The organism is Microbispora rosea (assembly GCF_044460045.1).
GTDB classification, from domain to species: domain Bacteria; phylum Actinomycetota; class Actinomycetes; order Streptosporangiales; family Streptosporangiaceae; genus Microbispora; species Microbispora rosea.
Genome location: NZ_JBITJO010000001.1, coordinates 392756 through 414173, shown reverse-complemented (window position 1 = coordinate 414173; position 21418 = coordinate 392756). Strand labels below are relative to the sequence as shown.

23 protein-coding genes, 1 tRNA gene and 1 other RNA gene are annotated in these 21418 nt (G+C 71.3%); 20 read left to right on the top strand and 5 right to left on the bottom strand.

The window, feature by feature from the left end:
• Positions 1-20 precede the first annotated feature (20 nt).
• Complete coding sequence (locus tag ACIBK1_RS01910) at positions 21-746, top strand: SDR family oxidoreductase (protein WP_030508656.1); 726 nt, start codon at positions 21-23, stop codon at positions 744-746.
• A gap of 67 nt (positions 747-813) precedes the next feature.
• Here the strand turns inward: ACIBK1_RS01910 and ACIBK1_RS01905 are convergent.
• Positions 814-899, bottom strand: a tRNA-Ser gene (locus ACIBK1_RS01905).
• Between the two features lie 86 nt (positions 900-985).
• On the opposite strand from ACIBK1_RS01905, the gene ffs reads away from it, so the two are divergent.
• From ffs to ACIBK1_RS01870, 7 genes are all read left to right on the top strand, one after another.
• An RNA gene (gene ffs / locus ACIBK1_RS01900) (signal recognition particle sRNA small type) lies at positions 986-1081 on the top strand.
• A gap of 43 nt (positions 1082-1124) precedes the next feature.
• Positions 1125-3308: a DNA polymerase III subunit gamma and tau gene (locus ACIBK1_RS01895; protein ID WP_396731616.1), complete on the top strand. Its 2184-nt coding sequence runs from the start codon at positions 1125-1127 to the stop codon at positions 3306-3308.
• A gap of 177 nt (positions 3309-3485) precedes the next feature.
• Positions 3486-3836, top strand: a complete 351-nt coding sequence (locus ACIBK1_RS01890) for a YbaB/EbfC family nucleoid-associated protein (protein WP_030508658.1) — start codon at positions 3486-3488, stop codon at positions 3834-3836.
• A 3-nt stretch (positions 3837-3839) separates the two neighbouring features.
• Positions 3840-4439: a recombination mediator RecR gene (gene recR, locus ACIBK1_RS01885; RefSeq protein ID WP_030508659.1), complete on the top strand. Its 600-nt coding sequence runs from the start codon at positions 3840-3842 to the stop codon at positions 4437-4439.
• Positions 4432-4962 carry a DUF5063 domain-containing protein gene (locus ACIBK1_RS01880; protein ID WP_030508660.1) on the top strand — a complete coding sequence of 177 codons (531 nt, stop codon included), beginning with the start codon at positions 4432-4434 and terminating at the stop codon, positions 4960-4962. The genes recR and ACIBK1_RS01880 overlap by 8 nt, the downstream gene beginning before the upstream one ends.
• Before the next feature lie 98 nt (positions 4963-5060).
• Entirely contained in the window at positions 5061-6335 is a 1275-nt protein-coding gene (locus tag ACIBK1_RS01875; RefSeq protein ID WP_030508661.1) for an aspartate kinase, read from the top strand.
• On the top strand, positions 6332-7399 hold the full coding sequence (locus tag ACIBK1_RS01870; RefSeq protein WP_396731607.1) for an aspartate-semialdehyde dehydrogenase: 1068 nt from the start codon (positions 6332-6334) through the stop codon (positions 7397-7399). Before ACIBK1_RS01875 ends, ACIBK1_RS01870 begins: the two co-directional genes overlap by 4 nt.
• Positions 7400-7402: 3 nt before the next feature.
• Here the strand turns inward: ACIBK1_RS01870 and ACIBK1_RS01865 are convergent, their stop codons facing one another.
• A complete protein-coding gene (locus ACIBK1_RS01865) occupies positions 7403-8026 on the bottom strand; it encodes a hypothetical protein (protein ID WP_396731604.1) in 624 nt (207 codons plus the stop codon).
• A gap of 154 nt (positions 8027-8180) precedes the next feature.
• On the opposite strand from ACIBK1_RS01865, the gene ACIBK1_RS01860 reads away from it, so the two are divergent.
• The 9 genes from ACIBK1_RS01860 (at position 8181) to ACIBK1_RS01820 (ending at position 16119) form a co-directional block, all read left to right on the top strand.
• Positions 8181-8828, top strand: a complete 648-nt coding sequence (locus ACIBK1_RS01860) for a TetR/AcrR family transcriptional regulator (RefSeq protein ID WP_231513926.1) — start codon at positions 8181-8183, stop codon at positions 8826-8828.
• A 73-nt stretch (positions 8829-8901) separates the two neighbouring features.
• Positions 8902-9843: an LLM class F420-dependent oxidoreductase gene (locus ACIBK1_RS01855; RefSeq protein ID WP_363530913.1), complete on the top strand. Its 942-nt coding sequence runs from the start codon at positions 8902-8904 to the stop codon at positions 9841-9843.
• Between the two features lie 74 nt (positions 9844-9917).
• Positions 9918-10253 carry a YkvA family protein gene (locus tag ACIBK1_RS01850; protein WP_396731601.1) on the top strand — a complete coding sequence of 112 codons (336 nt, stop codon included), beginning with the start codon at positions 9918-9920 and terminating at the stop codon, positions 10251-10253.
• 88 nt (positions 10254-10341) lie between these two features.
• Positions 10342-11064, top strand: coding sequence for a DUF1684 domain-containing protein (locus tag ACIBK1_RS01845; RefSeq protein ID WP_396731598.1), 723 nt, complete (start codon positions 10342-10344; stop codon positions 11062-11064).
• 65 nt (positions 11065-11129) lie between these two features.
• Positions 11130-12692, top strand: coding sequence for an ABC transporter substrate-binding protein (locus ACIBK1_RS01840; protein ID WP_030508668.1), 1563 nt, complete (start codon positions 11130-11132; stop codon positions 12690-12692).
• Positions 12693-12714: 22 nt separating this feature from the next.
• Positions 12715-13692, top strand: a complete 978-nt coding sequence (locus tag ACIBK1_RS01835; RefSeq protein WP_030508669.1) for an ABC transporter permease — start codon at positions 12715-12717, stop codon at positions 13690-13692.
• On the top strand, positions 13689-14519 hold the full coding sequence (locus ACIBK1_RS01830) for an ABC transporter permease (RefSeq protein WP_030508670.1): 831 nt from the start codon (positions 13689-13691) through the stop codon (positions 14517-14519). Before ACIBK1_RS01835 ends, ACIBK1_RS01830 begins: the two co-directional genes overlap by 4 nt.
• Complete coding sequence (locus ACIBK1_RS01825; RefSeq protein ID WP_396731594.1) at positions 14516-15352, top strand: ATP-binding cassette domain-containing protein; 837 nt, start codon at positions 14516-14518, stop codon at positions 15350-15352. Before ACIBK1_RS01830 ends, ACIBK1_RS01825 begins: the two co-directional genes overlap by 4 nt.
• On the top strand, positions 15349-16119 hold the full coding sequence (locus tag ACIBK1_RS01820) for an ABC transporter ATP-binding protein (protein ID WP_396731591.1): 771 nt from the start codon (positions 15349-15351) through the stop codon (positions 16117-16119). The genes ACIBK1_RS01825 and ACIBK1_RS01820 overlap by 4 nt, the downstream gene beginning before the upstream one ends.
• Here the strand turns inward: ACIBK1_RS01820 and ACIBK1_RS01815 are convergent, their stop codons facing one another.
• From ACIBK1_RS01815 to ACIBK1_RS01805, 3 genes are all read right to left on the bottom strand, one after another.
• Positions 16120-17244 (bottom strand): amidohydrolase family protein, encoded by a 1125-nt coding sequence (locus tag ACIBK1_RS01815; RefSeq protein ID WP_231513927.1) that lies wholly within the window; start codon positions 17242-17244, stop codon positions 16120-16122.
• A 141-nt stretch (positions 17245-17385) separates the two neighbouring features.
• On the bottom strand, positions 17386-18171 hold the full coding sequence (locus ACIBK1_RS01810) for an SURF1 family cytochrome oxidase biogenesis protein (protein ID WP_363530900.1): 786 nt from the start codon (positions 18169-18171) through the stop codon (positions 17386-17388).
• Positions 18172-18208: 37 nt separating this feature from the next.
• Positions 18209-18676 carry a winged helix-turn-helix transcriptional regulator gene (locus ACIBK1_RS01805; protein WP_197042658.1) on the bottom strand — a complete coding sequence of 156 codons (468 nt, stop codon included), beginning with the start codon at positions 18674-18676 and terminating at the stop codon, positions 18209-18211.
• Positions 18677-18771: 95 nt separating this feature from the next.
• Between ACIBK1_RS01805 and ACIBK1_RS01800 the strand changes: the two genes are divergently transcribed.
• From ACIBK1_RS01800 to ACIBK1_RS01790, 3 genes are read left to right on the top strand one after another with little or no spacing between them, the layout of a single operon-like run.
• Entirely contained in the window at positions 18772-19287 is a 516-nt protein-coding gene (locus ACIBK1_RS01800) for a GNAT family N-acetyltransferase (RefSeq protein WP_363422785.1), read from the top strand.
• Entirely contained in the window at positions 19284-19874 is a 591-nt protein-coding gene (locus tag ACIBK1_RS01795; RefSeq protein ID WP_076439794.1) for a TetR/AcrR family transcriptional regulator, read from the top strand. The genes ACIBK1_RS01800 and ACIBK1_RS01795 overlap by 4 nt, the downstream gene beginning before the upstream one ends.
• A 30-nt stretch (positions 19875-19904) precedes the next feature.
• Entirely contained in the window at positions 19905-21374 is a 1470-nt protein-coding gene (locus tag ACIBK1_RS01790; RefSeq protein ID WP_396731587.1) for a DUF7059 domain-containing protein, read from the top strand.
• The last annotated feature ends 44 nt before the right edge of the window (positions 21375-21418 follow it).

Sequence of the window (21418 nt, the reverse complement as noted above, 5' to 3'; positions counted from 1 at the left end):
GCGCGGACAGGATGAGATCCATGAGCGAACAGACGATCGCGCTGGTCACCGGCGCGAACAAGGGGATCGGATACGAGATCGCGGCCGGACTCGGCGCCCTCGGCTGGAGTGTCGGCGTCGGCGCCCGGGGTGACGAGCCCCGGGAGTCCGCGGTGGAGAAGCTGCGCGCGGCCGGTGTCGACGCGTTCGGCGTGCCGCTCGACGTTACCGACGACGCGAGCGTGGCCGCCGCCGCCAGGCTGATCGAGGAGCGCGCGGGACGTCTCGATGTGCTCGTCAACAACGCGGGGATAACCGGGGGCATGCCCCAGACGCCGACCACGGTGGACCCCGCCACGATGCGGGCGGCCGTGGAGACCAACGTGATCGGCGTCATCCGCGTCACCAACGCGATGCTGCCGCTGCTGCGCCGTTCGGCGTCGCCGCGGATCGTGAACATGTCCAGCACCGTCGGCTCTCTCACCCGGCAGACCACTCCCGGCGCCGAGACGGGCCCGATCTCCGCCGCGTACGCGCCGTCGAAGACGTTTCTCAACGCCGTCACCGTGCAGTACGCCAAGGAGCTGAGCGGCACGAACATCCTGATCAACGCCGGTTGCCCCGGCTTCTGCGCGACCGACCTCAACGGCTTCCGCGGCGTCCGTACGCCAGAACAGGGCGCGGCGATCGCGATCCGGCTGGCGACCCTGCCCGACGACGGCCCGACCGGCGCGTTCTTCGACGACGCCGGGCCCGTGCCCTGGTGAATCCGAATACGCGAAAGGCCCGGTTGGATGGACCGGGCCTTTCGCGTTTTTGCTGCTCAACCAAGCGCGGAGGATAGGAGATTCGAACTCCTGAGGGGTTGCCCCCAACACGCTTTCCAAGCGTGCGCCCTAGGCCAACTAGGCGAATCCTCCGTCGGACAGCTTAGCCCACTTTCCGGCGTGGTTTCGACTGTTGTCTCGACGGCCCGCGCACACCCGTCGAGTGGCTAGACTGTGCAGCGGACCCCTCGCGCGGCGTCATCCTGTGAACCTCCCCAGGGCCGGAAGGCAGCAAGGATAAGCGGGCTCTGGCGGGTGTGCGAGGGGTCTCTCCGTTAGCGGGGCACTCCGGCCGGGTCGACCCTCCGAGGAGGCGGCATGAGTCTTGCGCTGTACCGCAAGTACAGGCCCGGGACGTTCGCCGAGGTCAAGGGGCAGGAGCACGTCACCGACCCGCTGCGCCAGGCGTTGCGCAGCGGCCGCATCAACCACGCCTATCTCTTCAGCGGCCCGCGCGGCTGCGGCAAGACCTCCAGCGCCCGCATCCTCGCCCGGTCGCTGAACTGCGAGAAGGGCCCGACGCCCGACCCCTGCGGGGAGTGCGAGTCCTGCGTCGCGCTGGCCCCCACCGGGCCCGGCCACCTCGACGTCATCGAGATCGACGCGGCGTCGCACGGCGGCGTGGACGACGCCCGCGACCTGCGCGAGCGGGCCTTCTTCGCCCCCGTCTCGGCGCGCTACAAGATCTACATCATCGACGAGGCCCACATGGTCACCCGTGAGGGCTTCAACGCGCTGCTGAAGCTGGTGGAGGAGCCGCCGCCGCACCTCAAGTTCATCTTCGCCACCACCGAGCCGGAGAAGGTCATCGGGACGATCAAGTCCCGCACCCACCACTACCCCTTCCGGCTGATGCCGCCCGCGACCCTGCGCCGGCTCATGGAGGAGATCCTCGACTCCGAGTCCGTGCCGTACGAGCCGGCGGCGTTACCGCTGGTCGTACGGGCGGGTGCGGGATCGGCCCGGGACACCCTGTCGATCCTCGACCAACTCCTCGCGGGCGCCGACGAGTCCGGCATCACCTACCAGCGGGCGGTGTCCCTGCTCGGCTACACCGATGGCGACCTGCTGGACGAGGTGGTCGACGCGTTCGCCAAGCGGGACGGCGCGGCCGTGTTCCAGGCCGTGCACCGGGTGATCGAGGGCGGTCACGACCCGCGCCGCTTCGCCACGGACCTGCTCGAACGCTTCCGCGACCTGGTGATCCTCTCCAACGTCCCCGAGGCCGCGGGCAGCGGCCTGCTCGACCGGCCTGCCGACGAACTGGAGCGGCTGCAGGCGCAGGCGGCGTCGATGGGCCCCGCCGAGCTGACCCGGGCGGCCGAGGTGTTCAACGCCGGGCTGACCGAGATGCGCGGCGCGACCTCCCCCCGCCTGCTGCTGGAGCTGATGTGCGCCCGCGTGCTGCTGCCCGGGGCCGACCAGGGCGAGGCCGCGCTGCTGACCCGGCTCGAACGGCTGGAGCGCGGCGTCGCGGCCGGGACCTACGCCGCCGCGCCGCAGGCTCCCCCAGCTCCACAGGTTCCCGCAGCTCCACAGGCTCCCGCGGCTCCGGCTCCGGCACCGGCACCGGCGCCGCAGGTTCAGACGCCTGCCGCCGCCCCGGCTGCCCCCGCCGCGGACGACTGGCCGACCCCCGTACGGCCCGGCGCCGGGACGGCGCCGCCTCCGCCGCAGGCACAGCAGACACAGGCACAGGCGCCGGCCGCGGGCGGTGGGCCGGTGCAGCAGGCCTGGCCCCAGGTGCTCGAAGCGATCAAGAACCGTCAGCGGGTGGCCTGGATGATCCTCAACGCCCAGGGCAGGCTGCTCGGCGTCGAGGGCAACGTCGTGACCGTCGGCTTCGAGAAGCCGGGCGACGTGCAGGGCTTCCTCAAGGGCAAGCGCGACGAGGTGGTGGCCGCCGCGCTCGGCGACGTGCTCGGCGGCACCTGGCGCGTCGATGTCGTCGTCGGCGGTTCGGGCCCCGGCCCGGCCGGTCCCGCCACGCGCGGGCCGTCCGGCCCGCAGACGCCCGCGCCGCCTTCCGTGCCGCCTTCCACGCCACCTCCTGCGCCACCTCCTGCGCCGGCGGCTCCGCCGGCCACGGCCGCGCCCTCCGCGCCCGCGCCGGCCGCTCCCGAGGCCGCCCCGGCGCCGGAGCGGAAGGCCGCCGCGCCCACCACACCCGCCGCGCCTACCGCGACCGACGAGTCGTGGCCGGACGCGCCGTCCGACGACTACGACGCACCCTCACCGTCACCGGCCTCGCGGTCCACGCCGAGCCCCGGCCTGGCCGCGGCGCGCTCGGCGGCACGGTCGGCGGCGCGGGCCGCCGCCCAGACCGGCTCCCGGCAGGCCTGGCCGGAGACGGTGCCCGGCCGCAAGGGCGGGGCCTCCCGTCCGGACGACGACGTGGACCCGCTCAACGACGACGACGCGGACGTCAGCGAGCTGTCCGGCATGGCCCTGATCCAGCGTGAACTGGGCGGCCGCGTCATCGAGGAGATCGACCACTCCTGAGTGCCTTCCCCGCCCGAGGGACGGTCGCCGCATGGACGGAGACTGGTGGGGTAACCGGTGTCCGTCCGCCCACGACCCGGCGCGGAACACGTACGCACGCCGGTGCGGAAACCGGGGCGGACGCCGTAGGCTCGGTCGCGACGAACATGTCGCTGGACGCTGAGGAGCGCAACCATCGTGAATCCAGGGGATGTCAACCTCCAGCAGTTGCTGGAGCAGGCTCAGCTGATGCAGCAGCAGCTCGTCACCGCGCAGCAGGAGCTCAGCGACGCCGAGGTCGAGGGCAGTGCCGGAGGCGGCCTGGTCGTCGCCACCGTCAACGGCAGCGGCGAGCTTCTCGATCTCGAGATCAGCCCGCTGGCCATCGACGCGAGCGACCCGGAGGAGACCGCGCAGACGATCGCGGACCTCGTGCTCGCCGCCGTGCGGGACGCCGTACGCGCCGCGGGGGAGCTGCAGCAGGAGAAGCTGGGCCCGCTCGCGCAGGGACTCGGGGGCGGCCTCGGCGGCCAGCTGCCGGGGTTCTAGAGCATGTACGAAGGGGTCGTCCAGAACCTGATCGACGAACTCGGGCTGCTGCCCGGCGTCGGTCCCAAGAGCGCGCAGCGGATCGCGTTCCACCTCCTCGCGGCCGACCCGGCCGACGTCAAGCGGCTCGCGCACGCGCTGCTCGAAGTGAAGGAGAAGGTGCGCTTCTGCCGCGTGTGCGGAAACGTGGCCGAAGAGGACCAGTGCCGGATCTGCCGGGACCAGCGGCGTGATCCGCACGTCATCTGCGTGGTCGAGGAGTCGAAGGACGTGGTGGCGATCGAGCGGACCCGCGAGTTCCGCGGTCGCTACCACGTGCTCGGCGGGGCGATCAGCCCGATCGACGGCGTCGGCCCGGACGACCTGAAGATCCGCGAGTTGATGGCCCGGCTGGCCGACGGCCAGGTGACCGAGTTGATCCTCGCGACCGACCCGAACCTCGAGGGCGAGGCGACGGCCACCTACCTGGCCAGGCTCGTCAAGCCCCTGGGATTGAAAGTGACCCGACTGGCCAGCGGTCTGCCTGTGGGCGGTGATCTCGAGTACGCCGACGAGGTCACTTTGGGCCGCGCTTTCGAAGGACGGAGGCTGCTGGATGTCTGACGAGTGGAACGACCTGGCCGCACGCGTCGCCGGACACGCGCAGAACTTCATCGACGGCCTCACCCGCCTGGCCGGCGGTGAGGGCGGCGACGCGACGCTGCCGCTTCTCCTGGTGGAGGTGGCCCAGGTCAGCCTCGCGGGCACCCAGCTCGGGGCCGCCCAGGACGTGATCCTCCAGGGCAACGTCGAACCCGCGCTGAGCGACGACCCCGACATCGACCCCCTCCGTACGGCTCTCGCCGCCCGCCTCGCCCCGGTGGACGACTACGCCGAGGTGTTCGACCCCTACAAGGACACCGTGGTCACCCCTTACCGGCTGTCCGACGACCTCACGGCGGTGGCGGCCGACCTCATCCACGGGCTGCGGCACTACCAGGCGGGTCGTCCGCTGGAGGCGCTGTGGTGGTGGCAGTACTCCTACTTCAACACCTGGGGCAACCACGCGGGCGCGGCGCTGCGGGCCCTGCAGGCGCTGGTCGCACACACCCGGCTGGACGTGGTCGAAGAGGGCACCGCGGTCTGACCCGGCGGCGGAGCGTCCACATGCTGGTCGGTGCCGGTCTCAGTTTGGGACGTCCAAGTACACTGTGAGCTCCACGTCCTGATTCGTTGGAGATTCCAGTGGCGCTCGTTGTGCAGAAGTACGGTGGTTCCTCCGTAGCCGACGCGTCCTGCATCAAGCGGGTCGCCCAACGGATCGTCGCGACGAAAAAAGCGGGCAACGACGTCGTGGTGGTGGTCTCCGCGATGGGCGACACCACCGACGAGCTGCTCGACCTGGCCCAGCAGGTGTCGCCGCTGCCGCCAGGCCGCGAGCTCGACATGCTGCTGACCTCGGGTGAGCGGATCTCGATGGCGCTGCTCGCGATGGCGATCGCCAACCTCGGTCACGAGGCGCGCAGCTTCACCGGCTCGCAGGCAGGCGTCATCACCGACTCGACGCACGGCAAGGCGCGCATCATCGACGTGACGCCCAGCCGCATCCAGGAGGCCGTCGACGCCGGTCAGATCGCGATCGTGGCCGGGTTCCAGGGCGTCTCCCAGGACAGCAAGGACATCACGACGCTGGGCCGGGGGGGTTCCGACACCACGGCCGTCGCTCTCGCGGCGGCGCTCGGCGCGGACGTGTGTGAGATCTACACCGACGTGGACGGCATCTACACCGCTGATCCCCGCATCGTCCGTACGGCGCGGCAGATCCCGCGGATCTCCTACGACGAGGCCATGGAGATGGCGGCGTGCGGGGCGAAGATCCTGCACCTGCGCTGCGTGGAGTACGCCCGCAGGTTCGACCTGCCCATCCACGTCAGAAGCTCGTTCAGCACCAGGGAAGGCACCTGGGTCGTCTCCGACCCCTACAGCGAAGGAACCGAAGTGGAGCAGCCCATCATCTCCGGGGTCGCGCACGACCGGAGCGAGGCCAAGATCACTGTGGTCGGGGTGCCCGACAAGGTCGGCGAGGCGGCCGCCATCTTCCGCACGCTGGCGGACGCCGAGATCAACATCGACATGATCGTGCAGAACGTGTCGGCCGCGGCGACCGGTCGCACCGACATCTCCTTCACGCTCCCGGCCAACGACAGCCAGACGGCCCTCACGGCGCTGAAGAAGATCCAGAACCAGGTGGCCTTCGAGTCGCTGCTGTACGACGACCAGATCGGCAAGGTCTCCCTGATCGGCGCGGGCATGCGCTCGCACCCGGGTGTCACCGCCAAGTTCTTCGGCGCGCTGGCCGACGCCGGGGTGAACATCGAGATGATCTCGACCTCGGAGATCCGCATCTCCGTCGTCGTGGGGCAGAACGAAGTGGACACCGCGGTCGCCGCCGCCCACCGCGCGTTCGACCTCGACGCCGACCAGGTCGAGGCCGTTGTCTACGGAGGTACCGGACGATGAGCCGCAAGCCCACCCTCGCCGTCGTCGGCGCGACCGGTGCCGTCGGCACCGTCATGCTCGAAATCCTGACCGGCCGCACCGACCTGTCCGACGCGTACGGCGAGATCCGGCTGATCGCCTCGCCGCGGTCCGCGGGCAAGGTGCTGAGCGTGCGCGGCGAGGACGTCGTCGTCCAGGCGCTGTCGCCGGAGGCGTTCGACGGCGTCCACATCGCGATGTTCGACGTGCCGGACGAGGTCTCCGCCGAGTGGGCGCCGATCGCCGCCTCGCGGGGCGCGGTGGCCGTGGACAACTCCGGCGCCTTCCGGATGGACCCGGACGTGCCGCTCGTGGTGCCCGAGTGCAACCCCGAGCAGGCCCGCAACCGGCCCAAGGGGATCATCTCGAACCCCAACTGCACCACGCTCTCGATGATGGCCGCGATGGGCGCGCTGCACCGCGAGTACGGCCTGCGCGAACTGGTCGTCGCCTCCTACCAGGCGGTGTCCGGCGCCGGGGTGGCCGGGCCCGAGCGGCTGTACGCCGAGATCGAGGCCGTCGCCGGCGACCGGACGATGGGCACCGTGGCGGGCGACGTGCGCAAGGCCGTGCCCGACCTGGCCGGATCGCCGTTCCCGGCCCCGCTGGTGCTCAACGTGGTGCCGCTCGCGGGCTCGCTCAAGGACGGCGGCTGGACCTCTGAAGAGCTGAAGGTCCGCAACGAGTCGCGCAAGATCCTCGGCATCCCCGACCTGAGGGTCTCGGCGACCTGCGTGCGCGTCCCCGTGGTGACCACCCACTCGCTGGCCGTCCACGCGACGTTCGAGCGGGAGGTCACGGTCGAGGGCGCCCGCGCGATCCTGGACGCCGCCCCGACCGTCGTGGTGCTCGACGACCCCGCGAACGGCGTGTTCCCCACGCCGGCGGACGTCGTGGGCACCGACCCGACCTACGTCGGGCGGATCCGCCAGGCGCTCGACTTCCCGAACACGCTCGACCTGTTCCTGTGCGGCGACAACCTGCGCAAGGGCGCCGCGCTCAACACGGCCGAGATCGCCGCGCTGGTCGCGACCGAGTTCGCGTAGGGGTCACCTGAACAGCACGTCCCAGTGGGTGGGCTCGTCCGCCCACACGTCCGCCCTCACGTCCGACGGCGCGGCGCGGTACAGCGCCGCGCCGTCGGCGCGTGTGCGCCAGTAGCGGTAGGTGCCCGTGACGTACGCGTCGAGGCACCGGTTGTGCGCGAGGTCCACCTTGTAGCCGTTGCCGTGGCTGTAGTGGCCGTCGGCGTGCCCGGTCTCGGTGCCGCCGGTGACCGTCACCGGGCACCTGCTGTCCCGCCGCAGGTCGATGGTGCGCATCAGCGTGCCGTACCTGATGTCCTCCAGCGACGTGCAGTACGGACGGCGGCGGTCGGCGCAGTCTCCGGTCGACTTCCGGCGCACTCCGGCGTCCAGCAGCAGGCCGGTCGCCCGCGCGTGGCCGATCCGCTCGTCCGCCGCCATCGTGTCCCAGGTCTTCACGGTGGCGACGAACGTGCCGGCCAGCAGCGGCGGAAGGGAGACCTCCCCGCTCACCTCCACACCGGGATCGGCCGCGGGCGGCGGCGCCGGAGGGGGGAGGGGGTCCTTGCCGTGGTGCTGCATGGGCAGGGAGATCAGTACGGCGGTGCCGATGCCGGCCAGCCCCCGCCGTGACGGGCGGACGTCCACGTGCCTCGTTTCCTCACTCGACGACGGGGGCTGAGGTCTTCAATGCCATACGCGGGGCCGGGTGGGCCTGCTGCCACGAGGCGGTTTGCCACGACCCGTGGATCATCTTGTCGGTTCATGACCGGACGCGGGCCCGAGCCGTACAGTGACGAGCGTGGCCGAGAGTACACGGGAGCAGATCGTCGAGACGGCCCTCCGGTTGTTCAGGGATCGGGGGTACGAGGCGACCACGATGCGTGCCATCGCCGCGGAGGCGGGCGTGTCGGTGGGCAACGCCTACTACTACTTCAGGTCCAAAGAGCAGCTGATCCAGGCGTACTACGACCGGGCGCAGGAGACGCACGAGGCGGCCTGTCATGAGGTGTTCGCCGCTGAGCGGTCGTTCGCCGGACGGCTGGGCGGCGTGCTGCGGGAGTGGGTGCGGATCTCCGAGCCGTACCACGAGTTCGCGGTGAAGTTCTTCAAGCACGCGGCGGAGCCCAGCAACCCCCTCAGCCCCTTCAGCGCCGAGTCCGCGCCCGCCCGCGAGTCGGCCATCGCGCTCTACCGGGAGGTGGTCGAGGGATCGGCCGGGCGGATGGACGACGAACTGCGCGAGGAGCTTCCCGAACTGCTGTGGCTGCTGTGGATGGGGGTCGTGTTGTTCTGGGTCCACGACAGCTCGCCCGGCTGCGCGCGCACCTATCGGCTGATCGACCGGGTCGTCCCGCTCGTCGACCGGCTGGTCGGCCTGTCGCATCTGCCCGGCATCAAGGGCGTGGCCAGAGAGGTCATCGAGGTGGTCCACGAACTTCGGGCGTGACCGCGACTCCATACCGTCCGGTTGGTATGGTCGGGGCGAGACCTTGGAAGGGGTGGCCGTGGACCGCTGGGGCATGACGATTCCGTTCTTCGGGCAGACGCCGGTCGAGTCGAAGGAGCTCGTCGCCGAGCTGCCCGCGCTCGGCTACACCGACGCGTGGTCGGCCGAGGTGGGCGGCACGGACGGGTTCGTCCCGCTGGCCCTGGCCGCCGAGTGGGCGCCGTCCCTGCGCCTGGGCACCGCGATCGTCCCCGTCTACACCCGCGGCCCGGCCCTGCTGGCCATGTCGGCGGCCACGCTGGCGGACCTCGCCCCCGGCAGGTTCGTGCTGGGCATCGGCGCGTCGTCCCCGGTGATCGTGGGCAACTGGAACGCCGGCGAGTTCGACAAGCCGTACGCGCGGGTCCGCGACACCCTGCGCTTCCTGCGGGCGGCGCTGGCCGGGGAGAAGGTCGGCGAGAGCTACGAGACCTTCGCCGTCAAGGGTTTCCGGCTGGAGAAGGCCCCCGCGACGCCGCCGAAGATCGTGCTGGCCGCGCTGCGGCCCGGGATGCTCCGGCTGGCCGCCCGCGAGGCCGACGGAGCGATCACCAACTGGCTGTCGCCCGGGGACGTACGGAAGGTCCGGGCCGAGCTGGGGCCGGAGACCGAGCTGACCGCGCGGCTGTTCGTCGTGGTGACCGAGGACGCGGCGAAGGCCCGCGAGATCGGCCGCCGGCTGCTGGCCGCCTATCTGACCGTGCCGGTGTACGCGGCGTTCCACGAGTGGCTGGGCCGGGGAGAGCTGCTGCGGCCCATGCGGGAGGCGTGGGCGGCCGGGGACCGGAAGGCCGCGCTGAAGGCGATCCCCGACGAGGTGGTGGACGATCTCGTCGTGCACGGCGACGCGGCGACCTGCCGGGCTCGGGTGCGAGAGTACGTGGCCAACGGGCTGGACACGCCCGTGCTGGCCCCGCTGCCGGGTGGTGATCTGCCGCTCGCCGACACCGTGCGGGCGCTCGCGCCCGGCGCCTGACGGAACCGGCCGGGTGCCGCCGTACGTTAACCAGAGGGCAAAGCGGGCAGAGGTGTTCCCCTGGAGGTGTCCTCATGGTGAAGGCAGGACGTGCGGCGGCCACCTGGCGCGCCTACCGCGAGGTCTCCAAGCCCGGCTCGCCGGGAGTCCGGGCCCGGCTGCGGGCGGTGCCCCGGATGCTCCGCGCCGCGGTGAAGGGCGACTACCCGGGCCTGACCAAGGGCAAGCTCGCCATGCTCGGCATGGCCGTGGCGTACATCGTGTCGCCCATCGACGTGGTCCCCGACTTCCTCCTCGGTATCGGCGTGGTCGACGACTTCGGCGTGTTCCTGTGGCTGGCGACCGCGCTGCTCGGCGAGAGCGGCCAGTTCGTCGAGTGGGAGAGGGACCCGCACGCCACAGTGAAGTGATCAATTGGTCATAATCCTACCGAATATGTAGGGTAATGCTCAAACATCAGCAAAGGTGCTGATCTACCTCGAAATGAGCGTTACCTCCATGTCTTCACGCGCCTCCGCAGCCACGATCGAAGCCGCCCGCGCGGGGTGGAACGCGTGGCGGGCGGAGCGGCTGGCCTCCGTACTGGCTCCGCAGGGCAACCTGGCCCTGGTGGAGACCCTGTGGCCGGCCCCGGGCGAGGAGGTGTCCCCGGAGGAGGCCCTCGCCGGCCGGCCGTGGAGCGTCACGGCGACGCGGATCGAGCGGTCCCACATCACGACCGGCGAGCCCGAGCACGGCATCCGGCTGTGGGACGCGGACGCGCCCGCCGTCCGCCACTTCGAGACCATCGACGTCTTCCCGTTCGCCCCCGAGTGGGTCGTCGAGGCCGTCTTCACACCGGTGTCCGACGCGCGGCGGCTGCCCTTCGAGCACGTCCAGGACGCCGGCGGCACCCGTGACCACGCCGTCCCCGGCGACATCACCTTCACGCTCGGCGGCACGCCGTACAACCTGGCCGCCTTCGACGACGGGGGGACGCTCCTCCTGGTCGTGGGCGACCGCACCAACGGCTCGGTGACGTACGGCGGCGGGCGGTTCCTGACGGTGGAGCCCGAGCCCGGCGGCCGTGTCGTCCTGGACTTCAACCGCGCCTTCGCGCCGCCGTGCGCCTTCTCGCCCTTCTACAACTGTCCGCTGCCGCCGCCGCGGAACCGGCTGGACGTGCCCGTCGAGGCGGGGGAGAAGCTCCCCGTCTTCCGCGACGGCTTCCTGCCGCACTGATCTCCCCCCTTTCCTCACCGACAGCACCAAGCGAGCGGCCGCATGGCCGCCGACCAGGAGAAACAGTGAACAGCAAGACGACGTCGCTGATCGGCGCCGCGCTCGTGCTCGCGCTCGCCCTCGCCGGGTGCGGTTCGGGCTCCTCCGGCTCGGCAGGGTCCGGTTCGGCAGGGTCCTCCGGCTCCACGAGCGGCGCCGGGGCGACGGCGGCGTACGACCCGGACGCGACGGTCGAGATCGGGTCGCTCTACGAGCCGCAGAACCTCGACAACACGGCCGGGGGCGGGCAGGGCGTGACGGAGGCGTTCAACGGCAACGTCTACGAGGGGCTGTTCCGGCTCACCGACGACGGCAAGGTCGAGAGCCTGCTGGCCGAGGACCACACGGTGAGCAAGGACGGCCTCACCTACACCTTCACGCTGAGGAGCGGCGTGAAGTTCCACTCGGGCAAGCCGCTCACCTCGGCCGACGTCAAGTACAGCATCGAGAAGGTCATCGCTCCCGACTCCCAGTCGGCCCGCAAGAGCAGCCTCGAGGTGATCAAGAGCATCGAGACGCCGGACGACTCCACGGTCACGGTGAAGCTCTCCGGCAAGTCGATCTCGCTCGTCTACAACCTCAGCTACGTGTGGATCGTCAACTCCCAGGCCAAGAGCCTGACGACCACGGAGGACGGCACCGGTCCCTACACGTTGGGGACGTGGAAGCGCGGCTCCGCGCTCACCCTTGAGCGCTTCCCCGGCTACTGGGGCACCCCGGCGACCAACAAGCAGGTCGTGTTCCACTACTTCACCGACGCGACCGCGCTGAACAACGCGCTGCTGACCAAGGCGGTCGACGTCGTGACCAGCGAGCAGAGCCCCGACGCGCTGGCGAACTTCAAGGGCAACGGGGACTACAAGGTCAACAACGGCCAGTCGACGACCAAGCTGCTGCTGGCGTTCAACGACCGCAAGGCGCCGTTCGACAAGGTGCTGGTCCGCAAGGCGATCACCTCGGCGATCGACGACAAGAAGCTGCTCAGCTCGATCTGGGGCGAGTACGGCACGCTGATCGGCTCGATGGTGCCGCCCACCGACCCCTGGTATGAGGACCTCACTTCGGTCAACCCGTACGACCCGGACCTGGCGAAGAAGGAGCTCGCCGAGGCGGGCTACGGGAGCGGCTTCTCCTTCACGCTCGACACGCCGAACTACGACCCCCACCCCACCGTCGCGACGTTCGTGAAGTCGGAGCTGGCGAAGGTCGGGATCACCGTGAACATCAACGTCATCACGGCGGACGAGTGGTACACCAAGGTCTACAAGAACCGCGACTTCGCGGCGACGCTGCAGGAGCACGTCAACGACCGCGACGTGGTCTGGTACGGCAACCCCGACTTCTACTGGGGCTACGACAACCCGCAGGTCGCCAAGTGGGTCGAGCAGGCCGAGCAGTCCGACACGGCCGACGGGCAGACGGAGCTGCTCAAGAAGGTCAACCGGCAGATCGCCGCCGACGCGGCCAGCGACTGGCTCTACCTCTACCCGCAGATCGTCGTGGCGTCCTCGTCGCTGTCGGGCTACCCCGTCAACGGCCTGAACTCCCAGTTCTACGCGTACGGCATCAAGAAGAGCGGCCGGGGCTGATGCCCTCGTCCGTGGCGTCCTCATGACCGTCTACCTGCTGCGCCGGACGGCGTTCCTCGTCGTCTCGCTGTTCCTGGCCGCCGTGGTGCTGTTCCTGCTGCTGCGCCTGCTTCCCGGCGACCCCGCCAACGCGCTGCTGTCGGTCGGGGCGAGCCCGGAGCAGATCGCCGCCGCCCGCCACCAGATCGGGACGGACCAGCCGCTGCCCGTGCAGTTCGTCTCGTGGCTCGGTGAGATGTCGAGGCTCGACCTCGGCGCCTCGTTCGTCAGCACGCTTCCCGTGGGCCCCGAGATCGCCGCCCGCCTCGTCGTGACGGTTCCGCTGACCCTGCTCGCCTTCCTCCTGGCCGTCGTGATCGCCGTACCGGTCGGTTTCGTCGCGGCCTACCGGGCGAGCACCTGGTATGGCTCGGTGCTCAGCGCGCTGTCGCAACTCGGCATCGCGGTGCCCGTCTTCTGGGTCGGCATGCTGCTGATCACGGTGTTCTCGCTCCACCTCGGCGTGCTGCCGGCCGGCGGGTTCCCCCAGGACGACTGGGCGCACCCGGGTGACGCGCTCACCTCGCTGACGCTGCCCGTCGTCACGATCGCCCTGGTCATGTCGGCCTCGCTGATCCGCTACGTGCGGTCGGCCACCCTCGACGTGCTGGGCAGCGACTACCTGCGTACGGCCCGGGCGCTCGGGTCGTCGTTCATCGGGGCGATGTGGCGGCACGGCCTGCGCAACGCGGTGGTCCCGGTCGTCTCGATCCTCGGCATCGAACTCGCCACCACCTTCCTCGGCGCGGTCGTGGTGGAGAGCGTGTTCGCGCTGCCGGGGCTCGGCGGCATGCTCGTGAAGGGCTTCGCGCAGCACGACTACCCGGTCATTCAGGGGATCCTGGTGGTGAGCACGTTCGCGGTGCTGCTCATCGGTTTCGCGGCCGACCTCGTCCAGCGGCTGATCGATCCGCGGCTGCGCCGCTCCCTCGGCGGCGACCTCTCCGGGGACGGCGCATGACCGCGGGCCGCCGCGTCCCCCGGTCGGCGACGCTGGTCGCCGGCTGCGTCCTCGCCGGTCTCGTCCTCGCCGTGGCCGTCGTGTCGTTCTTCTGGCTGCCGTTTCCGCCGGACGACACCTCGGGCGACCGGCTGATGCCGCCGGGCCTGCCCCACCTGATCGGGACCGACAAGCTCGGCAGAGACCTGCTCACCCAGCTCATGATCGGTGCGAGGGTCGCCCTGGAGGCGGGAGCGGGGTCGGTGCTGATCGGCGCGGTCGTGGGCCTCGCGGCCGGCCTCGCCGCCGGTTTCGCCACCCGGTGGCTCGACGACACGGTCTCGGCCCTCCTCGACATCCTCATCGCGTTCCCGACCGTGCTCCTGGCCATGCTGGTGACCGCCGCGCGCGACGCGTCGCTCGGCTCGGCGGTCATCGCGATCGGGCTGGCGATGTCGGCGATCGTGGCCCGGCTGACCCGGGTGCTGGTCAAGCGCGTCCTGGCGCAGGACTTCATCACGGCCTCGCGCACCTCGGGGACGTCCTGGCCCCGGATCGTCGTCGAACACGTGCTGCCGAACATCTGGCCGACGCTGTCGGTCAACCTAGCGCTGCAGTTCGGCCTGGCCGTCCTGGCGGAGGCGAGCCTGTCCTATCTCGGCCTGGGCGCGCCGCCCCCGAACGCCTCCTGGGGGCGGATGCTCCAGGAGGCCCAGGCGAGCGTGTTCATCGCTCCCGCGGGGGTGATCGCCCCCGGCGTCCTGATCGTCGTCCTCGTCGTCGGCGTCAACCTCATCGCCGACGGCGTGCGCGACGTGGCCGACCCGACCAGGAGGAGGACGAGGTGACCCTTCTCACCGTGGCGGGGCTGCACGTGCGCGGCCCCGAGGGCCGCGACCTCGTCTCGGACGCGTCGTTCACGCTCGGCGCGGGCGAGCGGCTCGGCCTGATCGGAGAGTCGGGGTCGGGCAAGTCCATGACCGCCCTAACGATCACGGGTCTCACGCCTCCCGGGTTGACCGTCTCGGGCAGTGTCGTGTTCGACGCGCCCGGCCTCGACCGCAGCCTCGACCGCATCGAGGTCGTTGGGGCGGGGGAGCGGCGGCTCACCTCGCTGCGTGGCCGGGTGACGAGCACGGTCTTCCAGGAGCCGCTCACCGCCCTCGACCCGCTCATGCGCGTGGGCCGTCAGGTGGCCGAGCCGCTCCGGCGCAGGAGGGGGCTGCGCGGACGGGCCCTGCACGCGGCGGTGACGGCCGCGCTCGAGGAGGTGCGGCTCGCCGATCCCGAGCGGATCGCCCGGGCGTACCCCCACGAGATCTCCGGCGGCCAGCGTCAGCGGGTGGCGATCGCCATGGCCCTCGCCTGCGACCCCGCTCTGCTCATCGCGGACGAGCCCACGACCGCCCTGGACGTCACCGTGCAGGCCGACGTCCTCACGCTGCTCGACGGCCTGGTGGAGGAACGGGGGATGGCACTGCTGTTCATCAGCCACGACCTGGCGGTCGTCTCGCGCATCGCCGAGCGCGTCATCGTCCTCAAGGACGGCGTGGCGGTGGAGTCCGGGAACGTCGGCGAGGTCGTCAACGCGCCGCGCCACCCGTACACGAGGGAGCTGGTGGGCAGCGCACGGCGTCTCGACGGCGCCCTTGACGGCGCACTCGAGTGGAGGACGCCATGACCCGGCCCATTTTGGAGGTGCGGGGCGCGCACTTCGCCTACGGCCGCTCGGCCCCCGTGCTCACGGACGTCTCCGTCGCCGTCACGCCCGGACGCAGCCTCGCGCTCGTGGGAGAGTCGGGCGCGGGCAAGACCACACTGCTGCGCCTGCTGCTCGGGCTGGCCAGGCCGACGAGTGGACAGGTCCTGTATGAGGGCAAGGAGCTCGCGCCGCGTGACCGGGCCCTGATGCGGGAGTTCCGGCGCGGCGTGCAGACGGTGTTCCAGGACCCGTACTCGTCGCTCGACCCCCGGCAGCGGGTGGGCAGGATCGTGTCGGAACCCCTCCGTTCGCTGGGCCTCAGGGAGGACATGACCACGCGCGTCGCGGCGGCCCTGGACGCGGTCGGACTCCCCGAGGACGCCGCGAGCCGCTATCCGCAGGAGTTCTCGGGCGGGCAGCGGCAGCGCATCGCCATCGCGCGGGCGATCGTGTGCGAGCCCCGCGTGCTGCTCGCGGACGAGCCGGTCAGCGCGCTCGACGTCTCCACCCGCGTACGCGTCGTCGACCTGCTGCAGGAGCTTCGGGAGACCCGCGCGCTGACGGTCGTGATGGTGTCGCACGACCTGGCCGTGGTGGCCGCCCTCTGCCAGGAGGTGGCCGTGCTGGAGCGGGGCCGGGTCGTCGAGCGGGGGGACACCGCCCAGGTGCTCGGCGCTCCCCGCCACCCCTACACGCGACGGCTGATCGACAGCGTCCCCCGGCTGCCGCCCCTGCCGGCGTCCTAGCTAGAGCTGCTCCTGCCGCAGCCAGGCCCGCGAGGGCAGGGGGTGGCCGAACAGGCGGGCGGCGTTGCCGTACGAGACCCTGGCGATGTCGGCGGGGGGCAGGCTGCCGAGGTTGCGGGCCACGGCGCGCTGAGTGTCGGGCCAGGTGGACTCCGCGCGCGGGTAGCCGGCCTCCAGCAGCACGTGCTCCATGCCCACAGCGAGCCGTACCGAGCTCAGCGCGCTGTCGTCGAGCGTGCCGAAGAAGAAGTTGCGCCGCAGCACCTCGCTGGGCTTGAGGCCGCCCTCCCAGCTCGGCTCACCGGCCACGGGGTGGTCGAGCGCGTAGTCGGCCCGCTCGGCCAGCATCGGCAGCCACCCGACGCCGCCCTCCACGATGAGGACGCGCAGCTTGGGAAAGCGCAGTGCCACCCCCGACCACAGCCAGTCGGCGCAGGCGAACATGGCGCTCGCCGGGATCAGCGTGGTGATCGCCTCGACCGGGGTGTCCGGTGAGGGCACCGGCGCCCAGGAGGACGCGCCGGTGTGCAGGCACACGACCGTGCCGGTCTCCTCGCAGGCGGCGAAGAACGGGTCCCAGTGGCGGCTGTGGATGGAGGGCAGCCGCAGCCGGGTGGGGAACTCGGGGAACACGACGGCCTTGAAACCGCGTGACGCGTTGGCCCTGATCTCCTTCGCCGCGATCTCGGGATCGGGGAGCCAGGGAAGCTGCAGCGCGATCATGCGCTCGGGGTAGGTGCCGGCCCACACGTCGACGTGCCAGTCGTTCCAGGCCTGGACGAGCGCGAGCCCGAGGTCCTGGTCGCGGGTGCGGCCGAAGGCCACCCCCGCCTGGCTCGCCAGCATGCCGGGGAAGCACAGCGCCGCCCAGATCCCGGCCCGGTCCATGTCGCCGATCCGGGACTCGATGTCGTAGCAGCCCGGGCGCATGTCCTCGAAGCGGACGGGGTCGAGCGTCCACTGTTCCTTGGGCAGGCCCGCGCCCACGTCAAGCCCGGCGCAGGGATAGGTGGCGCCGCCGTACCGCCAGACCTGGTGGCCCGAGTCGGTCTCCACGACCTTGGGCGCGAGGTCCTTGTACTTCTCCGGGAGGCGGTCCTCGAAGAGGTCGGCCGGCTCGATCAAGTGATCATCAACTGAGATGATCACGTAGTCCCGCCGCCTCGGCTCTGGGTCGGGATGCAGCGGCGTAGTCACGGTAGTAAACGGTAGGGCCAAGGGATAACACCGTACAAGCTGCGAGGTCTCCGGTTGGTATCCGTTCGCTCACCTTGCGGCGCGTACCGTCACGTCCTGTGACGCCTGCTCCGTCTGGAGGTCGCGGGCCTCCCGGCGCACCAGGAGCACCCACCCGCCCACCGCGATCCCGATGAACAGCCACCACTGCACGGCGTACGCCAGGTTGAGCCCGCCTCCGGCGCCGACGTCGGGCGGAGGCAGGAGCTCGGGGGCGGAACCGCCCTGCGGCTGCTGCGAGGTGAGCTCCACGAAGCCGCCGAAGACCTTGTACGGCAGGCCTTCGGCGATCCGGGGCGTCTCGATCAGCAGGATCTGGCCGTTCGGCAGCCCGGACCGGTTCCTGATGCCGGTGTTGTCCTGCGTCTCGGCAAGACGGAGCCGTCCGGTGACCGTCACCTCTCCCGTGGGCGGGGCGGGCACCTGCGGCGGGGCGTCGGCGGTCGCCCCGGCCGGGACCCACCCCCGGTTCACCAGCACGGCGCCCTGGGGCGTGACGAGAGGGGTGACCACGTAGAACCCGACGCGGCTGTTGAGGGTGCGCCTGCGCACCACGAGCTCGTGGGCGGTGTCGTATCGTCCGGTGGCGGTGACGAGGCGATACTTGTCCCGCTCCGGCACGGACGAGCCGATCGGGTCCAGCCGGTCGAGCGGCACGGGTGCCGCGGCGAGGTTGGCGGTGATCCTCGCGCTCTCGGCCGACCGCTCCTCGAATCGCCCCCACTGCCACCTTCCCAGGAAGAAGAAGGCGGGGATCAGCACGAGCACGAGCAGGTGCAGCCCGACCCAGCGGCGCGAGAGGAGGAAGCGGTACACGTCACCAGCCTAGGCAGCCTGGTGAGTGCCCCCGATTTCAGGCTGGGGTGCTGAGGCGGGCGCCGGGGCCGGGGCGCGGCGTCACCTCGCGTGGGCCGGCGATCCGGTGGCCCTCCTCGCACGCCAGGTGCAGCTCGACGGGCGCGCCGCAGTCGCGGTGGGTCACCACGACCGGCGGTCCCTCGGGGTCGGCCAGATAGCGGTCGCCCCAGTGCATGAGGGCGATCATGATCGGGTAGAGGTCGAGGCCCTTCTGGGTGAGCCGGTACTCGTCGCGCTGGCGCTGGCCGGGCTCCTGGTAGGGCACCTTGCGCAGCAGGCCCTCCTCGACGAGCCGGGACAGCCGCGCGCTCAGCACCTGCCGGGGCGCGCCGGTGCGCGTCTGAAGGTCGGCGAAGCGCCGGATGCCGTTGAACGCCTCCCGGAGGACCAGGAACGTCCACTTCTCGCCGAGCACGGCGAGGGTTCGCTCGATGGAGCAGTTGTCCACCCGATAACGCCGCATGTCGCGCATCGTAACCACAACAGCCTCCCTGCATCTAAGTCTACTTGACAGACTCAGCTCGTTCGGGAGAGGCTGAGTCCATGTTGGGAACTCAGGTGAGGCCCATTGCGGACCTCCGCGCGGCGTGCCCCGGCGACGACGAGGAGCGGGTGCGCCTCTTCGTGGAGGGCCTGTCGCGGGACACGCTGACGAACCGCTTCTTCGTCGGCCCGGGCCGGCCGAGCGCGAGCCTGATCCGCGCGATGGTCGCGCGCGACGACAGGCGTGACGCGCTGCTCGCGCTGCACGGCGACGCCGTGATCGGCCACGCCATGAGCCACCTGTCCGACGGCGCCCGGGGGGTCGAGGCGGAGATCGCGGTCGTGGTGGACGACCGGTGGCAGGGCCTCGGCGTGGGGTCGCGGCTCGTGCGCACCCTCCTGCGGCGGGCGTCCGTGCGCGGCGCGGTGGTCGTCGGCATGGACGTCATGACGGAGAACCGGCGGGTCCTGTCCATGGTGCGCAGAGCCTGGCCCTCTGCCACAATCGATACGTACGGCACATCTGTCGAGATCAAAGCCGACCTCGCATTTGCAGAACAAGGTTCTGTTGGTTCACCATTGACTATGTGAAGAACGCGAAGAGCGGGCGAGACGGCAGGGCCAGGATCATCGAGGGCGCTCTGCGCAGGTTCAGCCAGAGCGGGGTGTCGGCCACCACCCTGGCCAGCCTGCGGCAGGAGAGCGGCGTCAGCGTCGGCAGCTTCTATCACCACTTCACGAGCAAGGAGCACGTCTTCGGCGTGCTCTACGCCGAGATCCAGGAGATGTACCAGGAGGCCTTCGTCGGTGAGCTCGTCCGCCACGAGGACGCCCGCGCCGGCATCGAGGCCATCGTCGCGATGCACATGGCCTGGTGCGGCGAGCATCCCGAGCGCGCCCGTCTGCTGATCAGCGAGCGCCCGCCCCGGCGCAACGAGCCCGGCGGGCCGGAGGTCGCCGAGTCGAGGCGCGAGTTCTTCCGGCAGGTCGCCGACTGGTGGCGGCCGCACATGAAGGACGGCGTGCTCCGCCCCGTCCCCCCGACCATGTGCTACGTGCTGTGGCTCGGCCCGGCGCAGGAGATGTGCCGTCTGTGGTTCAGCGGTGCCCACCAGCCCACCGAGGAGGAGATCCGCGAGCTGGGCGAGGCCGCCTGGAACAGCCTCAAGATGCCCTAGTGGTGTCTGGCCCCGCGATAGATTCGATGCGTGGACGCCCCTTCTGACCTGGTCCGGCGGCTTCGCGGCAGATTCGTGGAGACCGGATACACGATCGACGGCGTGCGTGAGCGGCTGGGCGACATGGCCGCCTCCGCACTGGCGCGTGAGGAGATCGTGCCCGCGCTGCGCGCGACCAGGGACGCCGACCCCCTCGCCACGCTGATCCGGCTGTGGTGGCTGGGCGCCCCGGTCAGCATGGCCGCGGCCGACCTGCCGGTGCAGGACCTCATCGAGGCCGGGCTGCTGGTGCGCCTGGGCGACACCGTGCAGGCCACCGTGCACCTCCAGCCGTGGGACACCGGGACGGGCGACCCTGCGTACGTGGTGTCGGACCGCAAGGTGCGGCCCGGCGATCCCTCCCTGCGGCCCGATCACGTGGTGGGGGCGGGCGGCGCCTCGGCCAACCTCGCCCAGCTCGGCTGGACCGCCCCGGTCGGCCGGGCGCTCGACCTCGGCACCGGCTGCGGCGTGCAGGTGCTGCACCTTGCCCCCCGCGCGGACCACGTGGTCGCGACCGACGTGAACCGCAGGGCGCTGCGGCTGGCCCGCCTCAGCTGGGGCCTGTCCGGCGTGACCGGCGCCGAGGCGCGCGAGGGCTCGATGTACGACCCGGTGGACGGCGAGCGGTTCGACCTCGTGGTGTCCAACCCGCCGTTCGTCATCGCGCCCGAGGCCAGGTACACCTACCGGGAGGCCGGGCGGCGCGGCGACGAGTTCTGCCGCGACCTCGTGCGGCGCACCCCCCGGCACCTCGCCCAGGGCGGTCAGGCGCGCTTCCTCGCCAACTGGCTGCACGTCAAGGGCGAGGACTGGCAGGACAGGGTGGGCGGCTGGCTCGCCGAGACCGGCTGCGACGGCTGGGCCGTGCAGCGCGACGTGCAGGACCCGGCCGAGTACGTCGAGCTGTGGCTGCGGGACTCCGCCGAACACGGCACCTCGGCCTACCGGGAGCGTTACGACGAGTGGCTCGGCTGGTTCGATTCGATGGACGTGACCGGCGTCGGCTTCGGCTGGATCGCCCTGCACGATTCCGGCTCGCTGAGCCCGCTCGTGCGGGTGGAGGAGATGACGCAGTCGGTCGAGCCTCCGTCCGGCGCGCTCGTCGAGGAGGTCCTGCGCGCGGCGCGCGCCGCCCACGAACTGTCCGACGACGACCTGCTCGACGCGCGGCTGCAGGTGGCCGAGGGCGTCGTGGAGGAGCGTGTCGGCCCGCCCGGCGCCGACGACCCCTCCCGCATCGTCCTGCGGCAGACCCGGGGCGCGCGCCGTACGGCCGCCGTGGGGACGGTGGAGGCGGCCCTGGCCGGGGTGTGCGACGGCGATCTGCCCACGCGCCCGCTGCTCGCCGCGATCGCCGAGCTGACCGGTGAGGACCCCGGCGACGTACTCGGGCGGGCTCCCGCCGCGCTGCGGTCCCTGATCGCCGAGGGCTTCCTCACCGTTGCAAGCCCACGTTGATCGGAGTTTGAACGGCCGGGCCGACAGTGGTTCTGGGCGGGCTT